Source organism: Actinocrinis sp., assembly GCF_035938995.1.
GTDB lineage: Bacteria > Actinomycetota > Actinomycetes > Streptomycetales > Catenulisporaceae > DASZGI01.
The window spans coordinates 1-14,282 of record NZ_DASZGI010000406.1 but is presented as its reverse complement, the minus strand read 5'-3'; the positions used below and the strand labels follow the sequence as shown (position 1 = coordinate 14,282).

At 69.5% G+C, this 14,282-nt stretch carries 16 protein-coding genes; 7 read left to right on the top strand and 9 right to left on the bottom strand.

What is annotated here, in order from left to right:
• Positions 1-346 precede the first annotated feature (346 nt).
• The 3 genes from VGZ32_RS27750 to VGZ32_RS27740 form a co-directional block, all read right to left on the bottom strand.
• A complete protein-coding gene (locus VGZ32_RS27750) occupies positions 347-634 on the bottom strand; it encodes a DUF6457 domain-containing protein (RefSeq protein ID WP_326889186.1) in 288 nt (95 codons plus the stop codon).
• A gap of 35 nt (positions 635-669) precedes the next feature.
• Positions 670-1,311, bottom strand: a complete 642-nt coding sequence (gene mobA, locus VGZ32_RS27745) for a molybdenum cofactor guanylyltransferase (RefSeq protein ID WP_326889185.1) — start codon at positions 1,309-1,311, stop codon at positions 670-672.
• A gap of 111 nt (positions 1,312-1,422) precedes the next feature.
• Positions 1,423-1,932 carry an ATP-binding protein gene (locus VGZ32_RS27740; RefSeq protein ID WP_326889184.1) on the bottom strand — a complete coding sequence of 170 codons (510 nt, stop codon included), beginning with the start codon at positions 1,930-1,932 and terminating at the stop codon, positions 1,423-1,425.
• A gap of 215 nt (positions 1,933-2,147) precedes the next feature.
• Here VGZ32_RS27740 and pheA point away from each other — a divergent pair, with 215 nt between their 5' ends.
• Positions 2,148-3,086: a prephenate dehydratase gene (gene pheA, locus VGZ32_RS27735; protein WP_326889183.1), complete on the top strand. Its 939-nt coding sequence runs from the start codon at positions 2,148-2,150 to the stop codon at positions 3,084-3,086.
• A gap of 407 nt (positions 3,087-3,493) precedes the next feature.
• The gene (locus VGZ32_RS27730) at positions 3,494-4,447 is read left to right on the top strand and encodes a hypothetical protein (RefSeq protein ID WP_326889182.1); all 954 of its coding nucleotides are present in this window, start codon (positions 3,494-3,496) and stop codon (positions 4,445-4,447) included.
• Positions 4,448-4,522: 75 nt separating this feature from the next.
• Here the strand turns inward: VGZ32_RS27730 and VGZ32_RS27725 are convergent, their stop codons facing one another.
• Together VGZ32_RS27725 and VGZ32_RS27720 are read right to left on the bottom strand one after the other, a co-directional pair.
• Positions 4,523-5,572 (bottom strand): J domain-containing protein, encoded by a 1,050-nt coding sequence (locus VGZ32_RS27725; RefSeq protein ID WP_326889181.1) that lies wholly within the window; start codon positions 5,570-5,572, stop codon positions 4,523-4,525.
• Positions 5,573-5,800: 228 nt separating this feature from the next.
• On the bottom strand, positions 5,801-6,124 hold the full coding sequence (locus tag VGZ32_RS27720; protein ID WP_326889180.1) for a multidrug efflux SMR transporter: 324 nt from the start codon (positions 6,122-6,124) through the stop codon (positions 5,801-5,803).
• 254 nt (positions 6,125-6,378) lie between these two features.
• Here VGZ32_RS27720 and VGZ32_RS27715 point away from each other — a divergent pair, with 254 nt between their 5' ends.
• The gene (locus tag VGZ32_RS27715) at positions 6,379-6,654 is read left to right on the top strand and encodes a TfoX/Sxy family DNA transformation protein (protein WP_326889179.1); all 276 of its coding nucleotides are present in this window, start codon (positions 6,379-6,381) and stop codon (positions 6,652-6,654) included.
• A gap of 34 nt (positions 6,655-6,688) precedes the next feature.
• Here VGZ32_RS27715 and VGZ32_RS27710 read toward each other — a convergent pair whose 3' ends face one another.
• The 4 genes from VGZ32_RS27710 to VGZ32_RS27695 all read right to left on the bottom strand — a co-directional run bounded on the left by VGZ32_RS27710 (position 6,689) and on the right by VGZ32_RS27695 (position 10,187).
• Positions 6,689-7,834 (bottom strand): peptidoglycan-binding protein, encoded by a 1,146-nt coding sequence (locus VGZ32_RS27710; RefSeq protein WP_326889178.1) that lies wholly within the window; start codon positions 7,832-7,834, stop codon positions 6,689-6,691.
• Between the two features lie 257 nt (positions 7,835-8,091).
• Entirely contained in the window at positions 8,092-8,940 is an 849-nt protein-coding gene (locus tag VGZ32_RS27705) for a fructosamine kinase family protein (RefSeq protein WP_326889177.1), read from the bottom strand.
• 267 nt (positions 8,941-9,207) lie between these two features.
• Complete coding sequence (locus VGZ32_RS27700; protein ID WP_349263776.1) at positions 9,208-9,723, bottom strand: low molecular weight protein-tyrosine-phosphatase; 516 nt, start codon at positions 9,721-9,723, stop codon at positions 9,208-9,210.
• A gap of 80 nt (positions 9,724-9,803) precedes the next feature.
• Positions 9,804-10,187, bottom strand: a complete 384-nt coding sequence (locus VGZ32_RS27695; protein WP_326889175.1) for a phage holin family protein — start codon at positions 10,185-10,187, stop codon at positions 9,804-9,806.
• A 161-nt stretch (positions 10,188-10,348) separates the two neighbouring features.
• Here VGZ32_RS27695 and VGZ32_RS27690 point away from each other — a divergent pair, with 161 nt between their 5' ends.
• From VGZ32_RS27690 to VGZ32_RS27675, 4 genes are all read left to right on the top strand, one after another.
• Complete coding sequence (locus VGZ32_RS27690) at positions 10,349-10,918, top strand: MarR family winged helix-turn-helix transcriptional regulator (RefSeq protein ID WP_326889174.1); 570 nt, start codon at positions 10,349-10,351, stop codon at positions 10,916-10,918.
• A gap of 410 nt (positions 10,919-11,328) precedes the next feature.
• On the top strand, positions 11,329-11,727 hold the full coding sequence (locus VGZ32_RS27685; protein ID WP_326889173.1) for a hypothetical protein: 399 nt from the start codon (positions 11,329-11,331) through the stop codon (positions 11,725-11,727).
• Between the two features lie 435 nt (positions 11,728-12,162).
• Positions 12,163-13,749, top strand: a complete 1,587-nt coding sequence (thiC, locus tag VGZ32_RS27680) for a phosphomethylpyrimidine synthase ThiC (protein WP_326889172.1) — start codon at positions 12,163-12,165, stop codon at positions 13,747-13,749.
• A gap of 200 nt (positions 13,750-13,949) precedes the next feature.
• A partial coding sequence (locus tag VGZ32_RS27675; RefSeq protein ID WP_326889171.1) for an SMI1/KNR4 family protein occupies positions 13,950-14,282 on the top strand: 333 nt, incomplete at its 3' end.

Here is a 14,282-nt window from a genome sequence, read left to right as displayed (position 1 = left end):
GGCCGCCCGGCCGGGCAATCTGGATGGCCTTCATGTTCCCACCCTATGCCGGTTCTTCCGCGAACTGCGCCGCGCCCGCGGGCCGCCCCACAACCTGCGCGGATGGGTAGAAAAGCCGGGCCGCGACCGACATCCCTCTCGTCGGCCGGCCGCTTGACGATGTCCAGTCCGCCGCCATGCGAGAGCAGGTCCATCACCACCTGACCGGCCCGAGGCCTGAGGGTAGAGACGCTGAGCAGTTGCCCGGTCGCGTCGGAGGAGGTGATGACGGTGTCCGCGCCGGATTAGCGGACCAGCGGTGCGTTCTCGTCTTCGCGCACAGTGACGACGACGGTCGCCGCTGGCGTCAGTTTGAGGATTCTGAGGGGGTATCAGTTCCAGATTCGGACGCTGCGGCGCCGCGCGCGTCGGCCGCCGCGGAAAGGCGGGCAACGAGGTCCTCAAGGCCGCCCAAGCCGCCTTGAGCGCCGAGCACGTAGCCGGCGAGGAAGGTCGTGAGCGGGGCGGCCGGACGGGCCACACCGTGCGCCGCCGCACGCGCGAGGTCGAGCACTGCGTCCTGCTGCTGGCGGGTCAGCTCAAGCTCCGGGTGCCCCAGCTCCGTGGCGGCCTCGTGCAGCCATGCCTCGAACATCGGTGTCATCCCCTTCGTGGGCGCTCCTGTGGCCGTCAGCCGTCGGCGATCCGGCGCGCCGAGTCCACATCCTCCCAGGTGTCGCAGTCCATCAGCGCCCGCGACCGCCCCTTCACGTGCAGCAGGCGCAGATCGCCTACCAACCGGCGCAACGGCAGGCCGACAAGCTGATCATCGCCGATCCGCGCGACCGCGTTTTCGAGGGTGGCGCGCCGGTAGAGCGCGGCGAGCCACTGCTCTCGGCCGTCCTCGTCGAGAACGACCGCGCCGTCGTGGGCGGATTCCGCGAACTCGATAGTTATCCACAGGCTATGGATAGTGTCCGCGTCGAGGAAGGGGAGATCGGCCGCGAAGACTCCGACCCAGTCGTGCGCACAGGACTCCAAGGCAGCGGCGAGCGCAGCGGCCGGGCCGCTGCCAGGCGGCTGCTCGCTTACCCACGTGACCGCGTGCGCGATCGGCCGTTCCGGGCCGACGACGATCGCACGCTGCGCGCCCGCCTGTGCGCAGGCGTCCAGAACTCGATCGAGCAGAGCCGTTCCGCCGACCTCCACCATCGGTTTGTCGGCGCCGCCCAGCCTGCGCGCCCGGCCCCCGGCGAGCACCACAGCGTCGAACGGTGCGGCGTCGAACGGGGTGGGGTCGAACGAAGCGCGGTCAGGCGCAGATCTGCCCATACGAACATCGTAAGGATGGACTTCGGCCGGGCGCCGGGCGCTCGGCCTGTGGATCTGCGACGTGCTCGGGGTCGCGAAGTCTTCGACGAGCCGGTCCTCAGGGTCGCGAGCTCAGGCGGCAAGTTGCGTTTGGGGCTTGAGATCGCGCTCGAAGTGGATCATCGCGCCACGCGCTGGGTGGTTGCGGATGTCCACACGGTCGCAGAGCGCCTCGATGAGCATCAGGCCGCGCCCGCTCTCGGACATCTGCGAGACCGACGCCTGCGAGACGGCCGACTGCGGCGCCGGCGCCTCCTGGGTGGGCACCGGCGCGATCCGCGCCCACTGCCACCGCGACGTCCCGGCGGCGTGCTCGGTCAGCCGCCGCGGCGCGAAGCCCACCCCGTTGTCGATCACGTCGATCCAACAGCGGTCCGAGCTGATCCCCGCCGCGACCCAGTAGCCCTCCGCCTGACCCGCGTGCTCGATCACGTTCGCGCACGCCTCGGTCAACGCCACGCCGAGGTCGAAGGACACCTCGGGATCCACCCCGGCGAGCGTCGCGGTATCCCGCAGCATACGTCGCGCCTTGCCCACGCTCTCCGCCTCGCGCGGCAGCAGCAGGGTCCAGTTGACGTCCACGAGCCACAACCTCCCACGGTCGACGGGCACGCAGTTACGTATTACCGCTCGCCAGGATTCATACGCGCGCAAAGCGCGGGAAAACCGACACCGTGTCGTGACCGAATCACCCGGACGGCCGCGCCCGGTGGGTCCAAACGATTCCGAATCGTCCTCCCCGACCGCATGCCGAAACCGGCCATCAGCACTCCTGCGTAACGCAGTACCGTGGGCCCATGCCAGTCCAATCCGTCCCGCGCTACGCCTACCTCGGCCCCGAAGGCACCTTCACCGAGGCCGCGCTGCTCTCGCTGCCGGAGTCTGATTCCGTCGAGGCCGTGCCCTACCCCACGGTTCCCGCAGCGCTCGACGCAGTCCGCTGCGGCGAATGCGCGGCCGCCGTGGTCGCGATGGAGAGCTCCGTCGAGGGCGCGGTCACCGCGACGATGGACGAATTGGCCACCGGCGAGCCGCTCGTGATCGTGCGCGAGCTGCTGCTGCCGATCTCGTTCGCCCTCCTGGCCCGGCCCGGCACCCGGCTCGAGGACATCAAGACGGTGGCCAGCCACACCGTCGCCGGGCCGCAGTGCCGCCGCTGGCTCGGCGAGCACCTGCCGGACGCCCGCTGGGAGGCGGCGACGTCCAACGCGCACGCCGCCGGCCAGGTGCGCGACGGCGTGTACGACGCCGCCCTCGCCGGCGCCTTCGCCGCCGACCGCTACGGCCTGGTGGTGCTCGCCGACGCGGTGCACGACGTGGACGGCGCCCAGACCAGATTCGTCCAGGTCACCCGGCCCGGAGCGATCCCGGACCGCACCGGCCTCGACAAGACCTCGGTCACCGTCGGCCTGCAGGACAACCACCCCGGCGAGCTGATGGAGATCCTCGAGCACTTCGCGACCCGGGGCGTGAACCTCTGCCGGATCGAGTCCCGCCCGACCGGCCAGGGGATGGGCAGCTACTTCTTCTTCATCGACTGCGAGGGCCACATCGCCGACGCCCGCGTCGGTGATGCTCTGTCTGGGCTGCGCCGCTCCTGTGCGAACGTGCGGTACCTCGGCTCGTACCCGCGCGCGGACGGCCGGGGATCACCGGTGCGGCGCGGCACCAGCGACGACGAGTTCGACGAGGCCGCGAAATGGGTCGCCTCGGTGCGCGACGGTAAGGCCTGCTGAAGGCTTACAGGGATGAGCCTTTCGCGCACGCACTTTGCGTCTGCACGTTGCCGTAGGAATTTCGTCTGCGGTACTCACTTCACGTCCTAACTCCGTTACGCTAGGCCACGCGGCCGTCTCTGCCGTCCGGCTTCCCGTCAGGGGGCGGTGAGCTGGAGCGGGACGGCCACAGGTCGGGTTCGGGTGCACAGGCGCGCCCGATGGCACCCCGCGTTCGGCCAAGGGAGCGGTGCCGGACGCCGCGGTGCGGATGTGTGAGCAGCGGACTAAGTTGGCACCGGACAGGGTGTTGCAGCCCCGCACGGTGTTGGAATCACACAAGGTGGAGGAAGCGGGCTCTAGGGACACAGGCACCGTGTTCGGCTCGAGCGTGGTGAGTGTGGCACCGACTTTCGAGGGGGTTCAGGGTGACGCTCGTAGTCGTGGTACCGGCGCCGACGCACCCCGCCCCGGAGGGCGATCCGGGCGACGGGGCGGCGGTGGCAGGCAGGGCGGGCGGCGGCGCGCAGACGCAGGATCCCGGCGAGCGGCGGCCCGGCTGGCGCGGCCGGGTCGGGCGCGTGCTCGGCGCCGAGAAGACCGACCCCACCCAGCGCGTCGTCAACTCGCTGATCTCCTCGGTGCGCGCCGTGCGCGGCCGGGTGCCGGGCCCCGAGCAGATCACCGTGCTCGACCTCGCCGAGGCGGCGAACCGGCCGTCCGACGGGGCCGCCTCGGCCCGCGAGGTCTCCTCGGACGCGGCGCGGTTGGCGACCGAGGTGCTGCGCTGGTGGTGGAACGCGGCCACCAGGATCGGCCAGGTCGACGGCCAGCCGGCCGAGGACCCGGCACTCTTCGACGTCGAATCCGCGGTACACGGACTCGGTGCGAGCCCTTACTTCGGCGGCTCGCCCGAGCTGCCGCTGCTCGAAGCCCGCATGCTCGGCCGCTATCTGACCGACCAGAAGTTCCGGCACGAGGCCCGCGACCGGACGCAGAGCGTGATCGGGCCCGCCGCGCGGGTCGTGGTCGGCCACGGCCTCGGCGCCCTGGTCGCCTACGAGGCGCTCTGCGCGCTCGGCGACGCCGCCTCCGTCACGCTCGTGACCCTCTCGGCGCCGATGTGCGGGTCCGACGAGGTCTTCGCCCGGCTGGAGCCCGCCCCGCGCAGCGGGCAGGGGCACTGGCCGGCCTCCGTGCGCCGCTGGTTCAACATCGTGGCTGACTCGGACCCGACCGCGATGGCCGCCCCGCAGCTGACCGACCGCTTCGGCTCCGGCATCGAGGACGAGATCATCGAGATCCGCAGCGGCTCGGGGGACATCTACCCGTACTTGCTCGACCGGGCGACCGGCCGCGCGGTGGCCGCCGGGCTCGACTGAGGACGGGCGGAGGCGCAAAAAGCATCGCCGTGTGCTGAGCACACGGCGATCTGTCGGACACGCGGCGATCGCGGCTCAGCCGAAGAAGCCCTGCCCGGGCTGCTCGACCGGCTGCGGCTGCGCGGGCTGCGAGAACTGGATCTGCTGAAGTTGTGTCTGATAACCCTGAGTCGGATATGACTCCTGTGACTCCGGGTCATAGGGGTACTGATATTGCGGTTGATGCATTTGGTACTGATGTTCGTCCAGCAACTGATGTGCGTGCCCGTTGGATCCGTTCAGCGGTTGGGCAACGCCGATCGCCATCCCGTGGCCGGTGCCCGCATCCGGGGTCGCATAGATCAGATTCAGCTCCTGTTCCTTGAGCTGGATCGTCTCCCAGAGCCGGGCGTAGAGCACGTCGAGCGCCCGCGCGGGTCCGAACTCTGCGAGGACCTGCCCGAGCGGGCTGGACAGCAGTGTCTCCTGCTCCACCCGGGCCTCGGCGACGCGGGCGCGCAGCCATATCAGCCGCTGGCGCAGCCAGAGCCCTCGCTCCGGGGTACCGACCTCCGGCCCGTTCGCGCTGATCACGGCCCACTCCTCGGCGAGCCGCTGCAGCTCGTACAGGTCGCCGCGCTTGTAGGCGTCATTCACCCGCGCTATGAACGCGTTGCGCCGTTCCTTCTCCACCGGATCCTGCGCCAGGTCCGGATGGACGCGGCGGGCCAGGTCCCGGTAAAGCCGCTGCACCGCCTTCGCCGGATCGTCGGCCTTGGCCGGCTCGGCGGACTCCGTGAAGCGCAGCGTGCTCGCGTAATCCGGATCGATCTGCGGCTGCTGCGGCTCGGGTTCCGCGAGCGGGTCGGTCAAAGGATCGAAAGGCACAGGCGCATCCGACCCGTAGCGCAGCGCGTACGCGCGACGGGCTGCCTCTGCGTCGCCGGCAGCCGCCCGGGCCTCCGCGATGAGCAGGTCGAGCTGGTCCAGCCGGTCGTACAGCGGACCCAGGTGATGGTGATGCATCCTGGTGAGACGGTCGAGATCGACCCTGGTGACTTCGAGGGCGATCTGCGCTTCGGCCAGTCCCGCCTCGGCCGAGGCCACCGTCTCCTCCAGCGAGGGCGTCGCATCGGCGACGTCCATGGCCCCTCCTTGCTCTTCCTTACGCCGCACAAGATAGTCGCTGAGCAGCAGTCCCATACCACGTCGGACGGTTCTGACACAGGATCGATATTTAAGCCGCACAATGTTCCGGTCGGTAACCGGCCGATCACAGCCCGCCCACACACCTCCTCCGGGCTACACGGGCACCCACCAACCGGCGGTTCAATCTACGGTCGCCCAATCCGCGCCCGCTCAACCCGCTCCCGTTCAATGCACCGCCCCGAAGAGGTTGAGCCCGATCACCCCGATCACGATCAGACCCACCGACACCAGTTTGGCGGCCGATACGCCTTCGCCCAAGAACAACATTCCGAAGACGACTGTTCCCGCCGCGCCGATTCCCGTCCACACGGCATACGCCGGTCCGATCTCGAGCCGCTTGAGCGCCAGCGTGAGCAGGCCGAACGAGCCGATCGCGAACAGAGCGAAGCCGAACGTGGGCCAGGGTCTGGAGAAGCCGTGGCTCTGCTTGAGGCATACGGCGAACCCCATCTCCAGCAAGCCGGCGACGACGACCAGGAGCCAAGCCATGCCCCAAGTGTCCGGGGACACCCCGAACCGCGCAATCCGCGTTGATTCGGACGGGCCGTGACGAGGAGTCCGTCGATAACGGGGAAAAGGCTCTCCTTCGGCGTGTCCCGGCAAAAGAGGCAAAGCGGATGAATGCCGCGTCAGTCGGAAGGACGACCAGGCTGGACGCCGCCGGTTCGGTGGGCGAATCTCGAGGAAAGAGCCGACGCGGCCGCTTCCGGCCCGGCGCGGACATCGAGGAAGGGCGTGCGGCCATGGCGGTGGGATCGACGCGGGGGACGCCGACGGACCGGGCGGTCAACATAGGCCCGGTGCTCTCCGAGCGCCTCCGCTCGGTCGGAATCGACACCCTCGAGCAGCTCAGACAGCTCGGCTCGCTGCAGGTGTGGTCGATGATCGCGGAACAGACGCCGAGCGAGGAATGCGTGCACACGCTGCTGGCCCTCGAGGGCGCGATCCGCTCCACCCGTTGGACGGCGATCAGCCAGGTCGAGCGCAACCGGCTGCTGGACGCGGCCGGGCTGCGCTGATCCAGACTGAGCTGATCCAACCCGGCGCCCGGGATCAGATCACCGAGCCCGATTGCAGCGCCGCCCAGGTCGGTCCGTTCGCCATACCGGTCGACGGGACCCCCACGGCGGACTGATAGCGGACCATCGCCGCGACGGTCGCCGCGTCGTACCGGCCGTTGACCGCGAGCCCGGCGTTCTCCGCGGAGTCGAGCGCCTGCTGGAGTCGCTTGATGTCGCCGCCGTCGTTGCTGCCGGGCCTCAGGTTGGGCCGGGTGCCGGCGGCGATCAGCGCGGTGAGCGTGGGCCGGTCGACGGTGGCGGCCGGGTCGCCGGTCACGTGGGCGGCGCCCTGGAAGTCGACGACCGCCTGCGCCGTGGCCTGGTCGTACTGTCCGTTGATCGGGCCCTGGTAGAACTTCAGCTGGTGCAGCCGCTCCTGGACATAGGTCACGTAACGCCCGCTCGAGCCGAGCGTGAGCGGCAGGTTCGTGTTCCCCGTCGCCGACTGCGACGCGCTCGCGGAGGCCGACGGGCTGGACGAGGTCTGCCCGGCCGCGGGCAGATTGATGTCGCCGACCGAGGGTGTGGGCGTACCGGCGATGCTGTTGGCGCTTGCGGACGGCGGGGCGGTAGTGGCAGACGCGGCGTTGTTGTGGTTGCCGACGTACAGCAGGCCCAGGATGACGGCCGCCGCCGCGACGACCGCGCCGACCGTTCCCCACACGATCGGCTTGCGGCCCCGCCCGGGCTCGCCGTACCAGTCGTCTTCCCCACCGGGTCCGCCGGCGCCGGGAGGATAGTCGCCGACCGGATAACCGGAAGCTGGATCAACGGCACCGTGACCAAAGGCACCGCGCTGGGGCTGGCCGTCCGGGGCTGCGCCGGGCGGCGGCATGCGGTAATCCGCGTTCACCGGCGGAAGCAGCCGGGTCTGGCTGTGCGGGGTGACCGCTCCGTCGGGCTGACGGAACAGAGAATCGAAATCCGAGGCGGGAATGGGCTCGGGCTGCGGGCCGAGGGTCTGGGTCATCGCCCCCGCCATCGCGCCCGGAAGCATCTGGGTCGGCTCGGCTTGCAGCGCCGCCGATCCGACGGCGCCGGGGAACATGGTGGCGGCGGGACCGTTCGGGACGGCCGCGCCGCACATCCGGCAGAACCGGCCCTCGACCGGCTCGCCGCAGGAGCCGCAGTAAGTCACCGCTCGTCACGCTCCATCGCTCGCCTGCCGGATCGACCGCGTCGCCCGGCCCCGGCCACCGGTCGTACACCGGGACCGTTCGTGGTTGTCCGCGCCCAGTGGTCGGTCGGCACTGTAGTACGGGACCATACGTTTCAGGTACGCCGCCTGACCGACCCTTTGCCCTCTTGGGACGCGATTGTTTCAAACCCGGGCCGCGACGAGTGCCCGCGACACGGGCTTCACCTGCGCGGACACCGGGATTGCCGTGCCTACGGTCACAGATACTGCCGCGCGGCGGCCACCGCCTGGGCACCGTACGAACCGCCGAACAAGACTGCGTGAACCAGCAGCGGATGCAGCTGATGCAGGCCCACCCGTTCGCGCCAGTCGTCGGCCAGCGGATACACCTCGTCATACGAGGAGAGGATCGCTTCCAGATGGGGCGGCTCGAACAGCGCCATCATCGCCAGATCGGTTTCCCGGTGGCCGCCGTGCGCAGCCGGGTCGATCAGCCAGGCGCGGCCGCGGGTGTCCCAGTGCACATTGCCGGCCCACAGGTCGCCGTGGATCCGCGCGGGCAGCTCGGGCGGTCCGGCGAGTTCGCCGATGCGCGCGCAAACCTGTTCGATGACGGCGGCGCCCTCCGGATCCACCGCGCTGCGGTCGACCGCGCCGCGCAGATAAGGCAGAACCCTGCGCTCCGGGTAGAACCGGGTCCACTCCTCGTCTTCGGTGTTGTCCAGCGGCAGCGAGCCGATGAATCCGGGTTCTGGGGCGCCGAAGGATTGGGCGCCGCGCGCGTGCAGGGTGGCCAGTTCGCGGCCGAACTCCTCCGCCGTCTGCGGGGTGGGCCGGCCCGGGGCGATCCAGGTGCTCACCAGAAGCTTCGGGCTCGCGCCCAACACCTCGGGCACGGCGACGGCGTCCGCTTCGCGCAGCCAACGCAATCCGCGCGCCTCGGATTCGAGGAAGCCGGGGTCCTGGCCGCCGGTGGCCTTCACGAACACGTTGCCGCCGGCCAGCAGCGAGACCCGGTACGTGCCCGCGCCGCCGGCTCCGGTGCCGAGGGCTGTCACGCCCGCCACCGGAGTCCCGAGCAACTCGGCCACCTCGTCGCCGATCATGCGGCCACGTTCTCACGCCGCCCGGTCGTGCTCCAACACTGCTCTTCGAAGAGCCTCCGACACCGTGTCACGCCGCGGTCCGGTTCCGCGCCACGCCCGCGTCGCGTTCGCCGCGCCGACGCGCGACAGGGTTCGTCTTCACCCGGATGGCCCAATCCGGTGAACTTTTCCCGGACGACTCAGCGCTCTGTCCGCATACCGTGTCTCCGTGCTCGGTGCGCCCGTCCGGCTCGGCGGATCCGGCCCACTCGATCCCGCCCCGCACGATCACAGTGCCCTCGCCTCCAGCGCCGACTCGATGTGCAGCAGCAGGCCCGGCATCGCCGACTCCACCATCGCCAGGCATTCTTCGAAGCCTGCCAGAGCACCGTAGTACGGATCGGGGACATCCCACCGGTCGGGCGTCGCCGCCGGGTCGAACTCGCGCACCAGGCGCAGCTCTGGCCCGGCCGTCCGATCCGCCGCGCCGGCCTGCTCCCACTGTGCCTTCCAGCGCCTCAACGTGCGTAAATGCCCGCGGTCCAGCGCCAGCAGGAGATCGCGCCGGGCGAAATCGGCGGGCTGGAACTGGCGGGCGATGTGCCGGGACGCATATCCATGCGCGGCCAGGACGCGCACCGTGCGCGGGTCCGCTTCGTCGCCGGCATGCCAGTCGCCGGTGCCCGCGCTGTCCACCGCGACCCGGTCGTCGAGCCCCGCTTCACGCAGCCGGGAGCGCAGCACCGACTCGCCGATCGGCGAGCGGCAGATGTTCCCGGTGCAGATAAAGCAGACCCGGTACATCGGAGTCCGTGTGTTGTTCTCCACTCGTGATCGTTTCCCGGTCGTCGCGACTGCCTGCGGAAACGCGGCCCGCGGCCTGCCTACTTCTTCCTGTCGTCCGGCAGCACCGCGTGCAGCACCAGCGCGACGGCCGTCACCACGAGCGAACCGAGCAGGGCGGACAGGAAGTTCTTGACGTAGAACTGCACCGCGAAGTGTTCGGAGATCTTCGAGGTCAGCCACAGCATGAGCGCGTTGATGACAAAGGTGAACAGGCCGAGCGTGACCAGGGTGATTCCGAAGCTGAACAGCTTCACCACCGGTCGGATGAAGGTGTTCACCAGGCCGAAGATGAGTGCGACGATCAGCACCGTCTCCGCGAGTTGGAACCCGGTTCCGTGGAATGCGACGCCGTTTCGCACCACGAGTGAGGCCACGTAGAGACCCACCGCGTTGACGAGGATCTTGATCGCGAATTTCTTCATGGCCGCATGTTGCCGCAAGTACTGCTCTTCGGCCAACAAGGTGTGGCAAGCTGTTGTAGATAGGTTCGGGTGGCGCTCGCAGAGCGTTGTGTATCACCCATCCGCGTCAGAGCCCGCCGCAAAAACGGGCATTTTGTGCGACACAGGATATGATCGACGCCATGACAGCAGTGGATGACCGGCTCGGCCACATGGTTAAGAGCCTTGAGCAAGAGCTCTCCGGAGCGAAAGACGCGGCGCTGCGCCCGATGGGCCTGACCGTTCCGCAGTACCAGGCGCTGTTGGTGATCGCTGACACGCCCGGTATCAGTGGTGCGGAACTTGCCCGTAGGTGCTTGGTGACCCCGCAGACGATGACCACGGTTCTGGGAAACCTGACCGTCAAAGGTCTCATCGAGCGGCGCACCGTGCCGGGTCAGGGACGCGCGATGGAGACCACCATCACCGCGGCGGGCAAGCGACTGCTCGGCCGCGCCGACAAGAAGATCGTCGAGGTCGAAGAGCTGCTGAGTGGGCAGCTGACCAAGGCGGACCAGCAGTCGCTGCGCAAGCTGCTGGAAAAGTGCCGAAGCGCATTCGCGAACGTCGCTCCGGCGGCCGTGGCGGCGGAGGAATCCGCTCCCGCGACCCGTCCGGCGCGCAAGACGACCGCGAAGAAAGCGGCCGCTGCTAAGCGGCCGGCCAAGAAGGCCGCTACCAAGCGCACCGCGTCCCGCGCGAAGAAGGCCTGAACAACCTCCACTCCTAGCCCGCCGGGGTGCGCCAGGTCCCGGCGGGCTCAGTCCTGTCCGCGGACAGGACTCAATACTCCGCTCGGCCGTGGGCCGCGTGAATGTCGAGCGGTTGATCCCCCGTCGGGTCCTGTGGCCTGCTGCGCGCGGGCCTGCGATGTGATCCGCTTCTTCGTTGATGGTACGGCCGTCCGGTATCGCGTCCCCATTTGTGGGCGCCTCGACCCTCACGCCTTGCCGTATCCCTCAGTACATGAAGACGCCTCCACGCCGCAGAGCGTCCGCTCCGTGATGGCGATGTCCTGATCCACTCTCGGCGGCGGCGCTCTCGAAGAGCGTCCGCCGGGAGCCGTTCGATCGCGAGTTCGAATCGGCGCGGATACGCATGAGCGCTCCGCCGCCTGGACATCATGCAGATGCGGTCATCGGCGGTCCGCCGGTCACCAGTGGTCCACTACCGGGTGCTGGCGCAGAGCGAGAACGCGATATATCGTGGATTCGGGAACGGGGGCACCGAGCCGGTCGTTCCACCATATGCAGTGCAGGCGCCGCACCGTGCGGTGCCGCAACGGGTAGTGAAGGGGTTGGAAGGCACCATGCCATTCTGGCTCAAGGCTGTACTTGGGATCATTGGCGTGTTCGTCGCCGTGGAGGTCATCGCGGCGATCGTCCACGCTATTTTCGGCGCGCTGTTCTTCGTCGCGATCGGCGCGGGCGCGGTCGCCCTCGTGTGGTACGGCTACCACCGGTTCATGAATTCGCTTCCGGCTTACCGGCGGCGGCAGATCCGCAACCGCCGCGATTTCTAAAGCGACGTAGCGGGGAAACGCGAATGCCCCGGCCGCGCAGCGCGCGGACGGGCGTTCGGCGCAAGGGGCGACGGGGAGTCGAGGTCCGCGCCTGAATTCGGGCGCGGACCGAGAAGGTAATGCGGGGTCTTCGACGCGCGTGCTGTTCGGCGCGCGGCGCTTGATGGGCGCCGTGCTCGAATGTTCGACGGACGCCATGTTCGGCAAGCACGGTGTTCGGTAAGCGCGGTGTTCGACAGATGCCGTGCTCGGCGGACGCGGTTGCGCTGCCGAAGCCGCGCGCTAGAGTCAGCGAGACAACTGAACCGCGGGAGCTCGGGACGGACCGGGCTGAGAGGGCGACTGGCCGCAGCTTGAACAAATGCGCTGCGCACTGGTGTCGCCGACCGCATGAACCTGTCCGGGTAATGCCGGCGTAGGGAGAGTGAGGACGCGATGTCCGCCGTCCGCAAGACCTATCTGACCGACGCCACGGGCGAGCTGCGCGTTCCGATGCGCGAGATCGTCCTGTCCACCGGTGACAGCGTCGTGCTCTACGACACCTCCGGGCCGTACACCGACGCCGACATCACCACTGACGTCGAGCGCGGCCTGCCTCCGCTGCGCAGCGGCTGGATCGAGCAGCGCGGGCACCGTGACACCCAGCTCGCCTGCGCCCGGCGCGGCGAGATCACCCGCGAGATGGAGTTCATCGCGCTGCGCGAGGGCGTGTCCGCCGAGAAGGTCCGCGAGGAGGTGGCCGCCGGGCGCGCGGTCATCCCGGCCAACCGCAACCACCCGGAGACCGAGCCGATGGTCATCGGCGAGGCCTTTCTGGTCAAGGTCAACGCCAACATCGGCAACTCGGCCGTGGCCTCCTCGATCGAGCGGGAGGTCGAGAAGATGGTGTGGGCCGCCCGCTGGGGCGCGGACACCGTCATGGACCTGTCCACCGGCCGCGACATCACCAAGACCCGCGAGTGGATCCTGCGCAACTCGCCGATCCCGGTCGGCACGGTCCCCATCTACCAGGCCCTGGAGAAGGTCGGCGGCAAGGCCGAGGAGCTGTCCTGGGAGGCATACCGGGACACCGTGATCGAGCAGTGCGAGCAGGGCGTGGACTACATGACCGTCCACGCCGGGGTGCGCCGCGACTTCATCCCGCTGACCGCGCGCCGCAAGACCGGCATCGTCTCCCGCGGCGGCTCCATCCTCGCCGCGTGGTGCCTGGCGAACGGCCGGGAGAACTTCCTCTACGAGCACTTCGACGAGCTCTCCGACATCCTGCGCGAGTACGACGTCACCTATTCGCTCGGCGACGGCCTGCGGCCCGGCTGCATCTACGACGCCAACGACGAGGCGCAGCTTGCGGAGCTCAAGACGCTCGGCGAACTGGGCCGGGTGGCGCGGGAGCGCGACGTGCAGGTGATGATCGAGGGTCCGGGCCACGTCCCGATGCACAAGATCAAGGAGAACGTGGACCTGCAGAAGGAACTGTGCGACGACGCGCCCTTCTACACCCTCGGCCCGCTGACCACCGACATCGCCCCCGGCTACGACCACATCACCTCGGCGATCGGGGCGGCGATGATCGGCTGGTACGGCACCGCCATGCTCTGCTACGTCACCCCCAAGGAGCACCTCGGCCTGCCCAACCGCCAGGACGTCAAGGACGGGGTGATCGCCTACAAGATCGCCGCCCATGCCGCCGACCTGGCCAAGGGCCACCCCGGCGCCCAGGGGCGCGACGACGAGCTCTCGCGGGCCCGATTCGACTTCCGCTGGGAGGACCAGTTCAACCTCTCCCTCGACCCCGACACCGCCGCCCGCTACCACGACGAGACCCTGCCCGCCGCGCCCGCCAAGCGGGCCCATTTCTGCTCGATGTGCGGCCCCAAGTTCTGCTCGATGAAGATCACCCAGGAGGTCAGGGAGTACGCGCGCACCCACGGGCTGGAGACCGAGCAGGCGTTGGAGGCGGGGATGCGCGAGAAGGCGGACGAGTTCCAGCGCACCGGCGCGGGGGTCTATCGCCCCGCCTAGAGAACTCCCAACGCCACGAAGCGCAAGAAAACCACGCCCGCCGGCGTTCCTGATGATTGGCCGCGTCGGGTCTGCTCATGCCCGCCGGTCTGACCTCCCGGGCGGGGCCGGCGCCAGGGGTGGCGTGCGGGCTCCGCCCTCCGGGAGGGTTCGCCGGGCGACATGCAGACCGACCTGCCGTTCAGGCAGCATGCACGATCATGGCGATCGTGGACCTTGCCGGCCTGATCACGCGAGTTCGCGAGCACTGCCTGGACAGCGGCGGCCCGGTCCATCCCCGGGCGACGCCGGCGGAGATCGAGCAGGCCGAGGCGCGCCTCGGATTCGTCCTTCCCGAGGCGCTGCGCCGCCTCCATCTCGAGGTGGCCAACGGAGGCGTCGGGCCGGTGCCCCTCTACGGCGTCGGCAACGGCCGCCGGAGCCCCGAGGGCGAGGACCTGGTGGGCGTCTACGAGGGGCTGCTGCGGCCGCGTCCGTCGTATCCGGAGCGAGCGGGCGCCCGTCCCCTGGCGGTCGCCGTCGAGGCCTGGCCC